This is a genomic window from Streptomyces sp. NPDC052301 (assembly GCF_044593395.1).
In the GTDB taxonomy this organism is placed as follows: Bacteria; Actinomycetota; Actinomycetes; order Streptomycetales; family Streptomycetaceae; genus Streptomyces.
Map to the genome: position 1 here is coordinate 24,233 of NZ_JBIUBE010000012.1, position 17,525 is coordinate 41,757.

The 17,525-nt window shown below is 74.7% G+C and carries 13 protein-coding genes; 5 read left to right on the plus strand and 8 right to left on the minus strand.

What is annotated here, in order from left to right; translation table 11 throughout:
• Nucleotides 1–154: 154 nt before the first annotated feature.
• Complete coding sequence (locus ACIHEJ_RS29240) at nt 155–643, plus strand: DUF5709 domain-containing protein (RefSeq protein WP_400140007.1); 489 nt, start codon at nt 155–157, stop codon at nt 641–643.
• 19 nt (nt 644–662) lie between these two features.
• On the opposite strand, the gene sthA is transcribed toward ACIHEJ_RS29240, so the two are convergent.
• Complete coding sequence (gene sthA / locus ACIHEJ_RS29245; RefSeq protein WP_400140009.1) at nt 663–2,066, minus strand: Si-specific NAD(P)(+) transhydrogenase; 1,404 nt, start codon at nt 2,064–2,066, stop codon at nt 663–665.
• Nucleotides 2,067–2,252: 186 nt separating this feature from the next.
• The gene (locus ACIHEJ_RS29250; protein ID WP_366014422.1) at nt 2,253–2,462 is read right to left on the minus strand and encodes a hypothetical protein; all 210 of its coding nucleotides are present in this window, start codon (nt 2,460–2,462) and stop codon (nt 2,253–2,255) included.
• Nucleotides 2,463–2,658: 196 nt separating this feature from the next.
• Between ACIHEJ_RS29250 and ACIHEJ_RS29255 the strand changes: the two genes are divergently transcribed.
• Together ACIHEJ_RS29255 and ACIHEJ_RS29260 are read left to right on the plus strand one after the other, a co-directional pair.
• Nucleotides 2,659–4,497 (plus strand): glycoside hydrolase family 15 protein, encoded by a 1,839-nt coding sequence (locus tag ACIHEJ_RS29255; RefSeq protein WP_400140011.1) that lies wholly within the window; start codon nt 2,659–2,661, stop codon nt 4,495–4,497.
• 94 nt (nt 4,498–4,591) lie between these two features.
• On the plus strand, nt 4,592–4,825 hold the full coding sequence (locus ACIHEJ_RS29260; protein WP_400140013.1) for a hypothetical protein: 234 nt from the start codon (nt 4,592–4,594) through the stop codon (nt 4,823–4,825).
• A gap of 15 nt (nt 4,826–4,840) precedes the next feature.
• Here the strand turns inward: ACIHEJ_RS29260 and ACIHEJ_RS29265 are convergent, their stop codons facing one another.
• Genes ACIHEJ_RS29265 through ACIHEJ_RS29275 form a run of 3 tightly spaced genes read right to left on the minus strand, consistent with a single transcriptional unit; the run spans nt 4,841 to nt 11,521 of the window.
• Complete coding sequence (locus tag ACIHEJ_RS29265) at nt 4,841–6,160, minus strand: hypothetical protein (RefSeq protein ID WP_400140015.1); 1,320 nt, start codon at nt 6,158–6,160, stop codon at nt 4,841–4,843.
• Nucleotides 6,161–6,213: 53 nt separating this feature from the next.
• Nucleotides 6,214–8,949 (minus strand): SpoIIE family protein phosphatase, encoded by a 2,736-nt coding sequence (locus tag ACIHEJ_RS29270; RefSeq protein WP_400140017.1) that lies wholly within the window; start codon nt 8,947–8,949, stop codon nt 6,214–6,216.
• Between the two features lie 28 nt (nt 8,950–8,977).
• Nucleotides 8,978–11,521 carry a SpoIIE family protein phosphatase gene (locus tag ACIHEJ_RS29275; protein ID WP_400140019.1) on the minus strand — a complete coding sequence of 848 codons (2,544 nt, stop codon included), beginning with the start codon at nt 11,519–11,521 and terminating at the stop codon, nt 8,978–8,980.
• Nucleotides 11,522–11,957: 436 nt separating this feature from the next.
• Between ACIHEJ_RS29275 and ACIHEJ_RS29280 the strand changes: the two genes are divergently transcribed.
• Complete coding sequence (locus tag ACIHEJ_RS29280; protein WP_400140021.1) at nt 11,958–13,019, plus strand: AraC family transcriptional regulator; 1,062 nt, start codon at nt 11,958–11,960, stop codon at nt 13,017–13,019.
• 118 nt (nt 13,020–13,137) lie between these two features.
• Nucleotides 13,138–14,565 carry a hypothetical protein gene (locus tag ACIHEJ_RS29285; RefSeq protein ID WP_400140023.1) on the plus strand — a complete coding sequence of 476 codons (1,428 nt, stop codon included), beginning with the start codon at nt 13,138–13,140 and terminating at the stop codon, nt 14,563–14,565.
• A gap of 363 nt (nt 14,566–14,928) precedes the next feature.
• Here ACIHEJ_RS29285 and ACIHEJ_RS29290 read toward each other — a convergent pair whose 3' ends face one another.
• Genes ACIHEJ_RS29290 through ACIHEJ_RS29300 form a run of 3 tightly spaced genes read right to left on the minus strand, consistent with a single transcriptional unit; the run spans nt 14,929 to nt 17,319 of the window.
• Nucleotides 14,929–15,657 (minus strand): 2-phosphosulfolactate phosphatase, encoded by a 729-nt coding sequence (locus ACIHEJ_RS29290; protein WP_400140024.1) that lies wholly within the window; start codon nt 15,655–15,657, stop codon nt 14,929–14,931.
• Nucleotides 15,658–15,686: 29 nt separating this feature from the next.
• Complete coding sequence (locus ACIHEJ_RS29295) at nt 15,687–15,974, minus strand: DUF1232 domain-containing protein (RefSeq protein ID WP_400140025.1); 288 nt, start codon at nt 15,972–15,974, stop codon at nt 15,687–15,689.
• A 31-nt stretch (nt 15,975–16,005) separates the two neighbouring features.
• Nucleotides 16,006–17,319 (minus strand): hypothetical protein, encoded by a 1,314-nt coding sequence (locus tag ACIHEJ_RS29300; protein ID WP_400140027.1) that lies wholly within the window; start codon nt 17,317–17,319, stop codon nt 16,006–16,008.
• Nucleotides 17,320–17,525 lie beyond the last annotated feature (206 nt).

Genomic DNA, 17,525 nt, shown 5'->3' on the forward strand with positions numbered 1-17,525 from the left:
AGACCTGCGGACGCCCTCACTGCGCATGAGCGGCGCGGACGGCGGGCCCGGCCGGACAGCCCGCGGACCGAGCCGATCGCACGCCGAGGGGGTTAGGCGCCCGGCTGCGGGAAACGCGGATCAGGACCGCCCGCGAGCCGCGAAGGAGGCGACCATGACGGACCGGCCGTCCGAGCAGACCCCGATGGCGGACGACGCCTACCAGCCCACCGGTACCAACGAGGAGCAGGAGGACGCCGGACCCCTGGATCTCCAGGACGCGGTCGGCGAGCGCACCTACGACGACGTCCTCGACGAGGGCTACTCCCCGCCCGAACGCCCCCTCGGCGTCACCAAGCACGGCACCACCGCCGCCGAGCAGCACGAGGGGGAGACCCTCGACGAGCGGCTCGGCCAGGAGGTGCCGGACGCGCAGCCGGTGGCCGGCGACGACATCGGCGACCTCCCCGGCGGCGCGGGCGAACCGGTCGACCCCGAGGCCGGTGGGTCCCGCGCGGGCCGCCTGGTCGCCCCGGACGAGGGCGCCCGCACCGACACCGTGAAGGAGGAGGTCGCGCAGGACGTGGGGATCGACGGGGGAGCGGCGGGGGCGGAGGAGGCCGCGGTGCACGTGGTGCCCGACGAGACGGAACCGCCGGAGTGATCCGCGCTCCGCACCGGCGTCAGTCCCCCAGGTGATCGATCTGCCGCAGCTTGTTCGTGGCGTCCAGCGCGGCGACCTTGTACGACTCCGCCAGCGTCGGATAGTTGAACACCGCGTTGACCAGGTAGTCCACCGTGCCGCCGCACCCCATCACGGACTGCCCGATGTGGATCAGCTCGGTCGCGCCCGAGCCGAAGCAGTGCACCCCGAGCAGCGTCCGGTCCGCCGGTGAGACCAGCAGTTTCAGCATGCCGTGGGAGTCCCCGACGATCTGCCCGCGGGCCAGCTCCCGGTACCGGGCCACGCCCACCTCGAAGGGCACCCGGTCCTCGGTGAGCTGGTCCTCGGTCCGGCCCACGAAGCTGATCTCCGGGATGGTGTAGATACCGATGGGCTGCAGGTCGTGCATGCGGCCCGCCGGTTCCCCGCAGGCGTGATAGGCGGCGGCACGGCCCTGCTCCATGGAGGTCGCCGCGAGCGCGGGGAAGCCGATGACGTCGCCGACGGCGTAGATGTGCGGCACCTCGGTGCGGTAGTTCTCGTCCACCCGGATCCGGCCGCGCGGATCCGCCGTGAGGCCCGCCTTGTCCAGCTCGAGCCCGTCGGTGAGGCCCTGCCGGCCCGCCGAGTACATCACCGTGTCCGCGGGGATCTTCTTGCCGCTCTCCAGCACGGTGAGCGTGCCGTGGGCATGCCGTTCGACGGCGGCGACGGTCTCCCCGAACCGGAAGGTGACCGCCAGGTCCCGCAGGTGGTACTTGAGCGACTCCACGATCTCGACGTCGCACAGGTCCAGCATCCCGGGACGCTTCTCGACCACGGTCACCCTGCTGCCGAGCGCGGCGAACATCGACGCGTACTCCATGCCGATCACGCCCGCGCCGACGATCACCATCGAGCGCGGCACCCGCTCCAGCGAGAGCACGTTGTCGGAGTCCATGATGGTCCGCCCGTCGAACTCCACACTGTCCGGGCGGGCCGGCCGGGTGCCGGTGGCGATGACGATGTGCTCGGCGTCGATCCGCCGTTCCCGGCCGGAGGCCTCGGCCACGGCGACGGTGTGCGGGCCGGCGAAACGGGCGGTGCCGGAGTACACGGTGACCCGGTTGCGGGCGAGCTGGCTGCGCACGACGTCCACCTCGCGGCCGACCACGTGCCGGGTGCGCGCGGTCAGGTCGGCGACGGTGATGTCCTCCTTCAGCCGGTAGCTCTGCCCGTACAGATCGCGCTGGGTCAGGCCGGTCAGGTAGAGCACGGCCTCGCGCAGCGTCTTGGAGGGGATGGTGCCGGTGTGCAGGGAGACCCCGCCGAGCATGTCGGGGCGGTCGACGACGGCGACCCGGCGGCCCAGCTTGGCCGCGGCGATGGCGGCCTTCTGACCACCGGGTCCGGATCCGATGACGAGCATGTCGAAGTCGGGCACTCTCGGGAGTCTGACAGCCCCCGGGTGTCCCGCGGAAGGGATGGCGGCCCCCGAAATCCCCGATGGCGCGCGGGAGTCACCGGCGGGGCCGCGCCGTTCCCGCACGCACCGGCGTCCCGGGCCGGCCGGGCGAGCCCGCGCCCGGCCGGATTCTCCCGTTCCTCTGCTTCGACCCCCGGACGGCTGCTAGGGCAGCAGTTTCTCGACGGCCGCCGCGCCCTCCGTCTCCAGCTTGCGCCGCGCCCAGTCGAGGTTCTGCGGGGTGACGTCCCTGCCCGCCGCCATCACCAGGTCCTCCGGGGAGACGTCCTTCGCCGGAGCGGAGTGGAGCAGGGCGTCCGGGGTGCAGTGGTCGTCGGACGACCTCCGGGACTCTTCGGGTGTGGATGTCGACATGATGCCTCCTCCTCGGTCCGGATGACCGCATCCGTGCCGGTGCCGCCGAACGGGGCACACTCTCACCATTCCGCGCCTCGGCGCACCCTGCATCCGGAGCGTCCGAGGAGCGCGTGTCGAGCGCCTGCCCGCGCCACGGCGAGGCACTCGCTCCTAAGCTGGAAAACATCGAGCACCGCTCACCGGGAGGCCGCCGATGGCCGACACCCTTCTCCGCGAGGACACCGCCCGCAGCCCCCGCTACCTGCCGATCGCCGAGCACGGGCTCATCGGCGACCTGCGCAGCGTGGCCCTGGTCGGCAGCAACGGCACGATCGACTGGTACTGCTGCCCGTCCTTCGACGACCCCAGCGTCTTCGCGGCCGTACTGGACGCCGAGCGCGGCGGCTCCTTCGAGCTGGCCGCCACCGTACCGGCGCGCACCAAGCAGTTCTACTTCCCCGACACCAACGTGCTGATCACCCGTTTCTTCACCGAGGACGGTGTCGGTGAGGTGCAGGACTTCATGCCGGTCGGCGGTGACGGGCCCGGTGAGGCGGGCCGGCACCGGCTGATCCGGCGCGTGGTCTGCGTCCGCGGCACCGTGCCCTTCCGGGTGCTGGTCGCGCCGCGGTTCGACTACGGCGCCGATCCGCACACCCTGCGCGTCGTGGACGGCGTGATCCTGTTCGAGTCGCCCCGGCGGTCGCTGGCGCTGACCGCGACCGTGGACCTGGAGTGCGACGGCCGCGACGCGCACGCCGACTTCAAGCTCGCCGAGGGCGAGTCCGCGGTGTTCGCCCTCGACCAGGTCGACGGCGCCGTGGCCCCGCGCGGCTGCGCCCACGCCGAGGCCGAGCACCAGTTCAACGCCACGGTCACCTACTGGCGGCGCTGGCTGCACCAGTCCCGCTACCGGGGCCGCTGGCGCGAGATGGTGCACCGCTCCGCCCTCACCCTGAAGCTGCTCACCTACGCCCCGACCGGCGCCATCGTCGCCGCGCCCACCACCAGCCTGCCCGAGCAGATCGGCGGCGAGCGCAACTGGGACTACCGGTACGTGTGGGTGCGCGACGCCGCGTTCGCCGTCTACGCGCTGCTGCGGCTCGGCTTCAGCGGCGAGGCCGAGGCGTTCATGCGGTTCCTGACCACGCACATCAGTCCCGGCTGCGGCGACGCCGCCGGCCCGCTGCAGATCATGTACGGCATCGACGGCCGCACCGAGCTGCCCGAACGGGAACTTCCGCACCTGGAGGGACACCAGGGCTCCGCCCCGGTCCGGGTCGGCAACGCCGCCGCCGACCAGCTCCAGCTGGACATCTACGGCGCCCTGATCGACTCGATCTACCTCTACGACAAGTGGGCCCAGCCCATCTCCAGCGGCCAGTGGGACGATGTGTGCCGGCTGGTCGACTGGGTCTGCGACCACTGGGACCAGCCCGACGAGGGGGTCTGGGAGACCCGTGGCGGACGCAAGAACTTCCTGTACTCGCGGCTGATGTGCTGGGTGGCCGTCGAACGCGCCATCCGCCTGGCCACCCATCGCGGGCTGCCGGCCGATCACCGGCGCTGGCGGCAGGCACGCGACACGATCTACCGGCGGATCATGGATCGCGGCTGGTCCGAGCGCCGGGGCGCCTTCGTGCAGGCCGAGGGCGGCGACGTCCTCGACGCGTCCCTGCTGATGATGCCGCTGGCCAAGTTCATCGCCCCCACCGACCCCAAGTGGCTGTCCACCCTGGACGCCCTCACCGAGGACCTGGTCTCCGACTCCCTCGTCTACCGCTACGACCCGCAGTCCAGCCCCGACGGGCTGCGCGGCGACGAGGGCACCTTCTCGATCTGCTCCTTCTGGTACGTCGAGGCCCTGGTGCGGGCCGGCCGGCTCGACGAGGCCAGGCTGGCGTTCGAGAAGATGCTGACCTACGCCAACCACCTCGGCCTGTACGCCGAGGAGATCGGCCGGACCGGCGAGCAACAGGGCAACTTCCCGCAGGCGTTCACGCACCTGGCGCTGATCAGTGCCGCCTTCAACCTGGACCGCGCCCTCGGATGAGGATTCGGGCGGTGTGTCCGCAAAACGCACGGGTACTCGGGGATCTCCGGAAGCGGAAACGCCATTCAGGGTCGACAGAAGGAGGAGACCCCGTATGACCAGCACCAGCGAGACCGGTGGCGTCACCGGCACCCGCGACAAGAACTACGACCTGATCTGGTACGTCGAGGCGTGCCTGGACAACGCCCTGCGCCTGGAGACGTACATCCAGGACGCCGAACGCGAGCACGACGCCGAACTGGTGGACCTGTTCCACAAGGCTCAGGCGGACAGCCGCAAGGGCGCGGAGATGGGGAAGCAGTTGCTGCGCTCGCGGCTGAGCGCCTGACCGCTTCCTCCGGGTTCAGGCGAACCGGGAACTCGGGACGGGCCCGGCGGACCGCAGACGCGCCCGGTCGCCGCGCAGCCATGTGCCCCTGACGGCCGTGGCGAACGCGGCGAACCCCGCGTCGGTGTCCGCCGGGCCCTCGCCGTCCCCCGGGTCCCCGGCCGGGTCCGCCGCGGCGATCTCCGCGGCGATCTCCTGCTCCGGACGCCCGTCCGCCGGTCCGCGCTCGACACCGCCGTCCGCGCCCTGGCGCAGCTGCTCGCCCCAGGGTGCCACGACCGACTGGTGGAGCAGGCCGACGCTGTCCGCGGTGATCGCGGGCGGGTCCGTCCAGCAGCTCGCGTGCTCGTGCAGCACCTGACCGGGAGCGCGCTCGAGCAACTCCCGGATGACCGCGGGCCCGTCCTCGTGCGCCGACAGCCGATCGAGGTCGTAGGCGACGACGACGGTGTCCGCCCGGCCGGCGGCGAAGGGCTCCGCCGGAAGGCCCAGGACCTGGGCCGCGGCGAGGCCGAGGATCCGCGAGTCACGGTCGGGCAGCAGCGACACCGACCGGGCCGGCACCTCGGCGGCCGCCAGCAGCGTGCGCAGCCGCAGCAGACCGCGCAGACACTGCGCGGGGGTGTCCTGCAGCCAGGCGTAACGTCCGTTCATGCCCGCGTCGAAGCCGTACGGCGACAGGGTGCCGAGGACGGCGCCGCCGATCACGTACTGCCAGCCGCGCAGATCGGCCGGGCCGAGTGCGCCCGCCCGCTCGGCGTCGGCCGCGCGCTCCAGCATCCGGTTCTGCCGGTCCCGCGCCCCCTGCCACTGGGCGTCCTCCGGGTCCGGGAGCAGCGCGTGCTGGCGCCGGGCCACCTCCAGGTCGCCCGCCATGACGGCGTTGTAGACCAGCAGATAGCGGCTCGGCCAGTGCGCGAACCCGCCCTCGAAGCGGGTGAGTTCGGCCACCGCCTCGCGGTGCCGGCCCTCGTCCTCGTAGGCGGAGACCAGTTCGTGCAGGACCGTCGGAGAGCCGTCGCTGCGGTGCAGCGCCTCGCGCAGCGCGGGGACCGCCAGGTAGGACGCGCCGCGCTCGATGCAGGCCCACCCGAAGCGGTAGAGCGCCCGGGGGTTCTCCGGGTCGGCGGCCAGCGCGGCGGCGGCCTCGGCGAGGTCGTCGAAACCGGCCGCCCCGGCGGCCCGCCTCACCACCAGCGCCACCTCGGCGAGCGGCTGGTCCTCACCAGCCGCCCGCACCTGCCGGAGCGCTCCGGGGACGTCCCCGGCGTCGAGGGACTCCCAGGCCTTGAGGAGATCGGGGGACTTCGGGCGGCGATTCCTGCGCGAGAACATGACGGAGATCATCACCCGCCGACCGTCATGCCCACAACACAATTCGCGGTCGTTCAGGCCAGTGGCTGCTCCGCCCAGATGATCTTGCCGTCCGAGGTGTAACGAGTGCCCCAGCGCTCGGCGAGCTGCGCCACCAGGAACAGGCCCCGGCCGCCCTCGTCGGTGCTCGCCGCGTACCGCAGATGCGGCGAGGTCGTACTGCGGTCGGACACCTCGCAGATCAGCGTGCGCTCCCGGAGCAGCCGTACGCCGATCGGTCCGCGCCCGTAGCGGATGGCGTTGGTGACGAGCTCGCTCAGGATCAGCTCCGTCGAGAACGCCGCCTCCTCCAGGCCCCAGTCGGCCAGCTGCCGGGTCACCGAGCCGCGCACCTGGGACACGGCCGCAGGGTCGGACGGCACCTGCCACTCGGCGACCCGGTCCGGGCCCAGCACCCGGGTGCGGGCCACGATCAGCGCCACGTCGTCGCTCGGCCGGGCCGGCAGCACGTCCAGCACCGTACGGCAGGTCTCCTCCGGCGAGGCGCCCGGCGTCCGGCGCAGGGCGTCGCCCAGCAGGTCCAGCCCGACGTCGATGTCCCGCTCCCGGTCCTCCACCAGCCCGTCGGTGTACAGCACCAGCCGGCTGCCCTCGGCCAGCTCCAGCTCCGTCGTCTCGAACGGCAGCCCGCCCAGCCCCAGCGGCGGACCCGCCGGGATGTCCGCGAACTCCACGCTGCCGTCGGCGGCCACCACCGCGGGCGGCGGATGCCCGGCCCGGGCCATGGTGCAGCGCCGGGACACCGGATCGTAGACCGCGTACAGGCAGGTCGCCCCGGTCACCGCGGCGCCGTCCTCCGGGGTCTCGTCCTGGTCGATCCGGCCGACCAACTCGTCGAGCAGACCGAGGAGTTCGTCCGGCGGCAGGTCGAGCGCCGAGAAGTTGTGCACGGCGGTGCGCAGCCGGCCCATGGTCGCCGCCGCGTGCAGCCCGTGTCCCACCACGTCCCCCACCACCATCGCCACCCGCGCCCCGGACAGCGGCAGCACGTCGAACCAGTCCCCGCCCACCCCTGACTGCGCCGGCAGATAGCGGTAGGCGATCTCCAACGCGCCCTGCTCCGGCAGCGAGCGCGGCAGCAGGCTGCGCTGCAGCGTGACCGCCATGCTGTGCTCACGCGTGTACCGGCGGGCGTTGTCGATGGACACCGCGGCCCGCGCGACCAGCTCCTCGGCGAGCGCCAACTCCTCGGAGTCGAACGGCTGCGGCTTCTGGGACCGCCAGAAGTTCGCCACCCCCAGCACCAGGCTGCCCGCCCTCAGGGGCACCGTGATCAGCGAGTGGATGCCGTACTCCAGCACCTGGTCGGTGCGCTCAAGGTCCTGCGCCCGCCAGCCCGGCGCGTCCCCCAGCCGGGACACCACCACCGACTGCCCGGTGGTCAGGCTGCGGGCCTGGGGCGACGTCGCCACGAACCGGATCCGCTCGCCCACCGGGTACAGCGGGGCGTCCTTGCGGACCCCGGCGCAGGCCGCACGGCGCAGCGCGGTCCCGGGCCGGGGCTCCTCACCGTGCAGCACCGCGTCGAACAGGTCCACCGTGGCGAAGTCCGCGAACCGGGGCACCGCCAGCTCGGCGAGCTCCTCCGCGGTGCGGGACACGTCCAGGCTGGTGCCGATGCCCACCCCGGCGTCGTACAGCATGTTCAGCCGCTCGCGGGCCACCTCCGCGCGGCCGGACAGGGCACGCAGCTCGGTCGAGTCGCGCAGCGTGGTGACGCTGCCGGCCGGGCCGCCCCGCAGGTCGGTGGGCCGCTGGTTGATCGCCAGCAGACGGTCCTTCACGAGGTGCACCTCGTCGGTGGCGACCCGCCCCGAGGCCAGCAGCCCCGCCGTCTCGTCGTCCAGGCCCAGCTCCAGCACATGCCGCCGCTCGGCGTCCTCCGGCAGATCCAGCAGGCGCTGCGCCTCGTCGTTGGCGAGCAGCAGCCGGCCGTCGCCGCCGACGATCAGCACGCCCTCCCGCACCGCGTGCAGCACCGCGTCGTGGTGCTCGTACATCCGGGTCATCTCGTACGGGCCGAGCCCACGTGTCTGGCGCAGCAGCCGTCTGCTCACCAGGGCCGTGCCCGCGGTGGCCAGCGCCAGGGCCGCCGCCGCCGCCGCGAGCAGCAGGGGCAGCTGCTGCTCGGCGGTCCCGCCCACGTGCGCGGTGGTGATCCCGGCCGACACCAGGCCCACCACCTTGCCGGCGGCGTCCTTCACCGGCACCACGACCTGCACCAGCGGCCCTATGGTGCCGTTGACGTGTTCGGTGACCGTGCCCCCGGCGACGGCCGGGGCGATCGTGCCGACGAACTTCTTGCCGATGCGGTCGGGGTCGGGGTGCGTGTAGCGGATGCCGTCGGTGTCCATCACGACGACGAAGTCCACGCCGGTCGCCTTGCGGGTGGCCTCCGCGCGCGGCTGCAGCAGGGCCGTGGGGTCCGGGGAGCGCAGCGCGGCCGCCGTCCCGGGAGCGTGGGCGAAGGTCTCGGCGACGGCGAGGGAACGGTTCTGCGCCTCCAGGTCGCTGTCGTGCCGCACCTGAAGCACCTGCGCCACGACGGCCGAGACGACCAGCAGCAGTACGATCACCACCTGGAGCAGGAAGACCTGCCCGGCGACGCTGCGTCCGGTCACCGCCGACCACAGCTTCCCCGGCCGGGAGCCGTTCGCGTCGTCACCGGACGGCCGCGGGCCCAGCGGTGCGCGCGGGGACCCGGACGAACGGGACGGCCGGGTCGCGGGCCGGCCGGGCAGTCGCACCATGTGCCCATGTCTACACTGCCCGGCGCCGTCAGGCGAGACCGTCACCCGCGACGACCGCCGCCGAACGCGGGCCGGGCGCCCGACGCCGGGCGGCGAGCAGCAGCGCCACGTCGTCCGGGCGGTCGGTGGCGTGCCGCGCGCCGGCGGTGAGCCGGTCGGCGACCCCGGCCAGGGACCGCCCGCCGCGCCGCCCGGCCGCGCCGCCCGCCCGGGCCAGCGCCAGCCGCAGCGCGTCGATCCCGTCGTCGATGTCGGCGCCCGGCCGCTCCACCAGCCCGTCCGTGTACAGCGCGAGGATCGCGTCCGGTTCGAGCAGCAGCTCGGTCACCGGGTAGCGGGCCTGTGCATCCACCCCGAGGACGACCCCGCCCGGGATGTCCAGCAGCCGGGTCCGGCCGTCGGGGGCGCGCAGCAGCGGCGGCGGGTGCCCCGCCCGGGCGATCCGGGCCCGTCCCGTGGCCGGGTCGAGACGCAGATAGCAGCAGCTGGCGAACTGGCCCGGGTCGAGGTCGATCAGCAGATGGTTCGTCCCGCTCAGCACCTCGTCCGGCGGCCGGTCGCCCAGCGCGAACGCGCGGACCGCGCTGCGCAGCTGGCCCATGGTGGCCGCCGCCTGCACCCCGTGCCCCTGCACGTCGCCGATGACCAGCGCGAGCCCGTCCCCGGCCCCCACCACGTCGTACCAGTCGCCGCCCACGTCCATGCCCTGTGTGCCCGGCAGATAGCGGCCCGCGGTCTCCACCCGGGGGTGCGTCGACAGCCGGCGCGGCAGCAGGGCCTGCTGCAGACCGCGGGCGAGGGCCGCCTCGCTGTCGTAGCGCTGGGCCCGCTCCATCGCGTGCGCGATCGGCCCGGCGAGGGCGGTGAGGACCGCGCGTTCCTCCGGGCTGAAGCTGCGCGACCGGTCGAAGCCGAGGATGCAGGAGCCGACCGGCCGGCCCGAGGCGATCAGCGGCAGGAACGCGCGCGCACCCTCGTCGGCGTCCAGCGGTATGCCCGGGTAGGAGGCCGCGATCTGCTGCATCGACTCGAAGAACAGCGGCCTGCCCGTGGTCAGGGTCTCCACCCCCGGCACCCGGGCGTCCAGGCCGATCCCCTCGAACGAGGCGAGGAACCCGTGCGGGAAACCGCTCTCCCAGGCCAGGTACAGATGCCGCTCCTGGAGCAGGTAGATCGCCAGGTGCCGGCCGCCGAACGCGGGCAGCAGCTCCCGCATGACCACCGCCGACACCTGCCGCGCGGTCACCGCGTCCGTCAGCGCGATGGCCAGCGCGATCGGCCGGTACACCTGCCCCAGCGAGGCGTCGCCCGTGTGCGGCTCCTCGGGCAGATGCGTCTCGGGGAGCGGATCGAACGGGGTGTCCATGTGGCTGGCCGGGAGAAGCGTGCAGGTCAGCAGGTCCGCGCCAGGATGCACCGACACGGCGAGCCAGTCGCCTTCGCCGGCCGGACCGCCCTCCCCGCGGCCGGAGGACGGCCGGAGCGCATGGAAGTGCACCGGCTCCGGGGACAGCAGCGCGCCGCGCAGATGGTCGTCGTACGGCGGCCCGGACAGCCACGGCATCGCCGCCCACAGCTCCCGCCCGAGCAGCGACTCGCGCGCATGACCCGTGAGCCGTGCCGCCGCCGGATTGGCGTACACGATCACACCCAGCCGGTCCACGCAGAACACGCCCTGCGGCAGCAGGTCGGCCGCGCCGTCCGCGGAGGCGGCCGGGCCGGGATCGAACACCAGCCCGCCGACGGTCCGCCGGGTCCAGTCGTCCCCCGGCCACAGCTCCAGCAGCCGCGCCGTGCCGTCCCGCGCCCGCACGCTCAGCGGTGCGCCCGGCGGCTTCCCCGCGGCGGTGTCGCGCAGCGCCGCGCGGATCAGATGCGCGTCGGCCGGGGCCACGGCGTCCGCGAGCGCCGCTTCCGTCCCCGCGAACTCGCCGGGGCGCAGACCGAGGAGTGCGTGCAGCCGGTCGTCCGCGTGCACCGAGCAGGTCACCGGATCCCAGATGAACCGTCCTACGGCGGCCGCCGCGGGCCGGACCGCGGGCGGCCGTACGCACAGCGGCTCCCCGTCCCACAGGATTGCGTTCGCGTCGCCGTCGGCCAGCGCGACCAGCTCGGCGCCGAGGCCCTCCGCCAGCCGCGCGAGCAGCTCCCGGTCCAGCAGCTCGTCCCCCGTGTCCGGCGCCGCGGGCCGCAGCACCGTCAGCACGCCCAGCGGCTCGGCCCCGCCCGGCACCGGCACGTGCACCGACCCGAACGGGAAGGGCAGGGCCGCCGCGAACTGCGGATACCGGCGCACCGTCTCGGCCGCGTTCGCCAGCACCACCGGCACCCCGAGCCGGTAGGCGTCCGAGACGGGGAAGGGCCGGCCCACGTGCAGCCGCCACCAGGGCCGGAACAGCGGACCGGGCAGACCGGCGAGCGCCGCGAGGTGCAGCAGGCCCGGCGTGTACGACCGCAGGTACACGCCCGCCACGCGGCCGCCGGCCGCGCCGAGCGCTCCGGTCGAGACCTCGGCCAGGAGCGCGGCCAGCCGGGTCCGCGCACGGACCGCCTGCTCCCCACTCCCAGCCATCGGCTCTACCTCGTCCCGTGCGCCTCCGGGAGGATCACACAGCAAGAATGCGCCCGAAGACGTGCGGAACGCACCTGCGCGGGAGGGACGAGATTTGGGCGGACGAGCGGACGAGCGGACGAGCGGGGGTGCGGGCTAGCGGACGAGCGGGGGTGCGGGGGTGAGGGTGTGCGGGCGTGCGGGCGTGCGGGCGTGCGGGGGTGAGGGTGTGCGGGCGTGCGGATGTGCGGGCGTGCGGATGTGCTGGATGGGACGGCCTGCGGGTGGGGCGGGTGGCCCCGGAAGTCTCGGTGTCCCGGGGGCGGCCTGTCCCGGCGTTCGGTGGGTAGGTGTGGGAGGGCGCTCGTCCACGCGGTCGGCAGGGCCCCGGCTGCGGGTAGCTGCCGTGCGTGCCCGTACCGCTGGAACCGCGCGCCGAGGGAAGGAGCCGCGTGCCGTGGCCGAGAACGGTGAGAACGGCGGGAACGGCGGGAACGGCGGGAACGGCGGGAACGGCAGGAACGGTGAGTTCCCCGAGCGCGCAGCCGCCCCGGCCCCCGCCCGACTCGTGCTCCGCACCACCGACCTCGACGAGGCGCGCGCCGCCATCGGCACCATGTACTACGACACCCGGATCGACCTCCTCGGCGCCGGCCACCGCCTCGACGCGGACTTCACGATGGCCCGCCTCGGCCCCTTCACCGTGGGTGAACTGTGCTGCGGCGCCGACGTCCGGATGCGCTTCGGCGACCTCGGCGCCTACCACGTGGACCTGCCCCTGAGCGGCCGGCTGGCGTGGCGGCAGAGCCCCCGGGACACCCGGCTGGCCACGGCCGCCCGGGCCGGTGTCTTCCAGCCCGAGGGCCGCACCACCCTGGAGCGGTGGGACCGCGCCTGCCGGCTGCTCGCCGTCAAGGTGGACCCGCGGGTGCTCGTCCGGCACCTGGAGGGCCTCATCGGCGACTCGCTGCGCACCCCGCTGCGACTCGCCCCCACCATGGACCTCACCTGTGGGCCCGGCCGCAGCTGGGCCCGGCTGGTCCGGCTCGTCACGGACGAGATCGGCGACGACCGGGGCCTGCTGCACCAGCCCCTGCTCGCGGCCGGCGTGCGGGACGCGCTGCTCACCGGGCTGCTGCTGGCCACGGGCCACCCTTGGCGGGAGGCCCTGGACCGACCGGTCCCGCAGGGCTTCGTCCGGCCCGTCAAACGCGTGGTCGACGTCATCCGCGCCCGGCCCGAACACCCGTACACCACCAGCGAACTCGCCGAGGTCGGTGGCGTGAGCGCGCGCTGGCTGCAGGAGGTGTTCCGCCGTCAGGTCGGCACCACTCCCATGGCCTATCTGCGGGACGTCCGCATGGAACGCGTCCGGGAGGAGCTGCTCCACGCCGATCCCGAGGCGACGACGGTGAGCGAGGTCGCCTACCGCTGGGGCTTCGGGCACCTGGGCCGCTTCGCCGAGAGGTACCGCTCCCGCTTCGGCGAACTGCCCTCGCACACGCTGCGTTCACCGTGACACCAGTGCCTCGCCCGAGTGGCAGGGCCACGGGCCCGCTCCTAGTAATGGAGGGTGTAAGGCCGTGCGCTGCACGCGGGGGGCGCAGCTGCGGCCGCACCCTTCTCCTGGAGCCGAGATGACCACCTCTTCGTCTTCCCGTTCCGACGACGCGCTCATACCTGCGGCACCGGCCACCGTCGGTGGCCGCATCCCGTCCCTCCATGTGCTGACCCGGCCCGCACCGCTGCTGAACCGGATCGCGGGGGCGCAGGCGGGTGAGGTGCAGGTCGGTGAGGTGCAGTCCGCCGCGGCGGTGGTGAGCGAGGCGCAGTGCGTCGGGGCCCGGACCGCCGAAGCGCAGTCCGCCGAGGCGCGGTCCGCCGAGGCGCTACGGCAGGACTCCGGCCGCCCGTACGCCGACCCGCTGCACGGCCTGGTCCACGCGGCCGTCGCCGGCCGCCCGCTGGAGGACGTCGTCCGGCTCATCACGCTGCTGGAGCGCTCGCCGGAACACGCCCGGACCACGGCCGACGCACTCCGTGCCGCCGCGGTCGACCGCTCCGTGGAGGACGTCACCCGGCTGGTCACCCTGCTCACCGAGCCGCCCCGCGAGACCCACTGTGCCGACGAGGCGATCCGCGCCGCCGCCGAGTGCCGGTCCGTCGAGGACGTGTCCCGGCTGATGCAGCTCCTGCACCGCACTCCCGTGGAACCCCACTGCGCGGAGGAGGCCGTGCGGGCGGCCGCCGTCAACCGGCCCCTGGAGGAACTCGCCGAGCTGATCGACCGGATGGCCGCCGACCGGGCCCGGTGCGCGAGCCCGCTGCCCGATGTGGCGGGCCCCCTGCCCGCCGGACCGACAGCCGACCCCGGCAGCCCCGCGGCCGAGGCCATCGGCGCCCAGGGCGGCCACGCGAAGGACCGGCCCGCACAGGACGGCCTCGGACAGGACCGGCCCGCGAAGGCTCGGCCGCCCAGGACCCGGCCCGACAACACCCGGCCCGACAAGACCCGGCGGGACAGGAACCGTGCGGCCAAGGCGCCGTCGGCGGAGCACCCCGCCCCGGACGGCCGGAGTTCCGCGCCCATCCCGCTGTGGGGCGCCCGGGGCGCGGCGCTGCTGGTGGCCCTGTGCGGGGTGGCCCACGCCCCGCGCTACTGGGCCGGACTGTCCCGCGGCGTCCTCGGCGCCACGGTCGTCGTCTCGGCGCTCTGCCTGCTGCTGGCCCTCGCCCTGCCCGCCCGGGCGGCGTGGGCCCGGATCGTCGTCGCGACGGTGGCCTTCGGCGTCACCGGGGCACTGGGCGCGGGTCAGGTGCTCGGCGGCCGGTTCGGGCTCCCGGACGCGTCCCGCCTGCTCCTGGACGCGACGCTGGCCCCGCTCCGGCTCGCGGGGGTGCTGGCCGGGCTGGCTGCCGTGGCGGCGCTGGGAGTGATGTCGTCCGTCGTGACAGGAGCCAAGGCCTCGCCACGTCGGCGGGCGGTGCGTCAGGCGGGTGGGCGTGCGGGCGGCGCGTTGACCGGTTCGGGCGCGGTGGGGTCCACGGGGCGCGGCGCCGGGTGACCGGTACGACGCCGGCCCCGCCCTGGTAGGCGGGGCCGGTTGCTGCGGTGGTGCTCGGCGTGGGCGGCGGGGCAGGAGCCGAGGCCTCGCCACGTCGGCGGGCGGCGGGGCAGGTGGAGGGGCTCGCCGTGTCGGCGGGCGGTGTGGGCGTGCGGGCGGCGCGTTGACCGGTTCGGGCGCGGTGGGGTCTACGGGGCGCGGCGCCGGGTGACCGGTACGACGCCGGCCCCGCCCTGGTAGGCGGGGCCGGTTGCTGCGGTGGTGCTCGGCCTGGTGTCGGCCGTTGTGGCTGGGGCGGGTTCCGCCGTTTCGGTGGGCGGCGGGGCAGGAGCCGAGGGGCTCGCCGTGTCGGCGGGCGGTGCGTCAGGCGGGTGGGCGTGCGGGCGGCGCGTTGACCGGTTCGGGCGCGGTGGGGTCCACGGGGCGCAGGACCAGGTGACCGTCAGCCCGGCCGGCCGCCATCGCGAACGGAAAGGCGTCCGCCTCCAGGCACATCCCCACGTCCTCGGCGTGGACACCGGCCCAGCCGCGCCGCACGCCGTCGGTGAGCCGCGCGGCGGCCTCGGAGTGCCGGGCCCGGTCGAGGTAGGGGCCCGGGTCGACGACGTCGCCACGGACGCGATCCGCGATGTAGCGGGCGCAGGCCAGATCCTCCTCGGCCCGTCCGCAGTCCCCGGTGACGACGAACGTCACCGTCTCGGGCCGGACCCGCCGCAGCACCTGGGCGGTCGCCCGGGCCACCACGAAACTCGCGCACAGCAGCAGCCCGGCGTCCGCCACGGCCAGCGCCCCGACCGTCCCGGCGGTGGTCTTCTGCACGACCGTACGGCCCCGCACGTCCAGCGCACGCAGCCGGGCGGGCGAGTTGGCCAGGTCGAACCCCGGCACGGGCGGCCCGTCCTGGAAGGCGAGCCAACCCGGGTGACGGGCCTTCAGCTCCAGCGCCTCCTCCTGCGTAGCGGCCAACACGATCCGCTCGGCGCCGCGCCGGAAGGCCCACGCGGCCACGGTGAACGCACGCATCACATCGACGACCACGGCCACTTCGGGGGCCGCCGGGGAACCGGGTATACCGGTGAACTCGGTCCGCACCGCTCCATGATGCGGCACGGCACGGCCGTTCAGGACCCGGTCGGCCCGGGCGGCAGTGGACGGGCGGCGCGCAGGCTGCGCAGCGCGAGGAGCAGGACGGCGATGTCGTCCAGGTAGACCGGGTCGGGCAGCAGGTCGGTGGGCAGCAGCAGATACGCGACGGCGCCCCAGAACACCCAGCGCGGACCGGTCGGCAGCCCGGCCCGCTGCAGCGTGCGCCGGGCGCGCACCAGCCGCACCAGCAGGCCGACGGCCACGGCGAGCAGCGCCGCCGCGACGACGGCGCCGATCACCAGCAGGGTCGTGGTGGAATCCATCCGGCCTCCTCCTCAGGCGGCGGGGCGAGGACTACGACGCCCGGTCCGCGCCCTCGGCCCCTTCCGTGCCGCTGCCGCGGTCCGTCGGCGTGTGTGAGGCCGTGTTCCCCGGTGTGTCCGCCGCCATACTCCCCGGCGTGTCCGCCGCCCCGCTAGCGTCCGTTTCCGTGGCCGGGGACAGGCGCGGCACCCCCTCGGAGGAGGACGCCGCCTGGCGCTGCCCCCGGGCGGTCAGCTTCAGCCGTTCGAACATTCCCGTCAGTTGCTGCAGCGCGGCGGGCGCACGGGAGGCGGGCCGCTGCTGGGGCAGGGCGGGCGCGGGCACGTCGCGGTAGGCGGCCAGGGCGTCCAAGGCCTCCTCGGCGGCCTGCTTGTACAGGTCCCGGGACTTCGTCATCGCCTCCAGGGCCTCGGCGTACATGGCGACGAGCCGCCGTTCGCGCTCCAGCTCCTCCTGCAGGGTCAGCAGGGTCCAGTTCCCGCGCAGGTCCGCCAGCGCCTCCTCGGCGGCGCGCGGCAGCGGCCGGGGGAGGGCGACGAAGTGCCGCAGGGCCGCGACCAGTTCGGTCGGAGCGGAGCCGTCCAGGAAGACACTGCGCACGCTGTGCTCCCGGCCGTCGTAGTCCTCGGGCGCCGGGTCCGGAGGCAGCAGTACGGCGCCACCGCGCGGCACCTCCACCCCGAGGTCCTTCAGCGCCCAGTTGACCGCACGGAACTGGTGCGGGGCGGCCCGGTGCTCCACCACGCGGTGCCGCAGGCCGGGCGGCAGCAGCCGGGCCAGCGGCAGCCGGCCCTGCTCGTCCGGGGTCATCGCCTCGTGCACGACGACGTGGACGCACCAGGCCTCGCGGGCCGCGTCCCGCAGCCGGCGCCGCATCTCCTTGTCGTCGGCGGGCAGCGCGTTGACCTGCCGGAACCGCAGGCCGGCGACGGTGGCGTGGTGGTCCCAGACGCCGTCGTCACCCTCGCCCGACGCGCCCTCGGGCCAGAACAGGGTCGCGGGCGAGGGCCACGCCTCGTCCCACGGCCGCTCCGCCTCCGCGACGAGCCGCCACTCGTGCTCCTGCGGCCGGCTCGGCCGCGGTACGAGCGTGAGCCGGGCCCGCACGGTCACCGTGCCGCCGGCCCGCCAGCGCGCCTCGAAGATCCGTCGGGCTTCCTCGTGCTGCCCGTCCCGCTCGTCCTGCGGTGCGGGCGGTTCGGCGAAGTCGTCGATGTCCCCGTTCTCCTTGTGCCGGATCAGGGTCCGGCGGACGACCTCCTCGGGGGCGGGACCGGTGTGACGGCCGCGGGCCGCCCAGAGGGTCTGCGGGATGGTGGCGCGGTCGGTGGCGGAGTTCGACATGAGCCAATCTGCTGATGGGGGCGGGTGCGCCTCCCAGTATCACCGTTCGCCCGCACGATGTGTCGGCCGGGGCGCGCCGCCGCGCGTCGCCTGTAGGTGTGCGCCCGGCGCGCGGGGTGTGTTCCGAGCGCCCGCGGTGTGACGGAAACGCGTCCGGCGACCGTCTCTCACCCGTGGTCCGGCCCCGGCGCGGCGCCCACAATGGT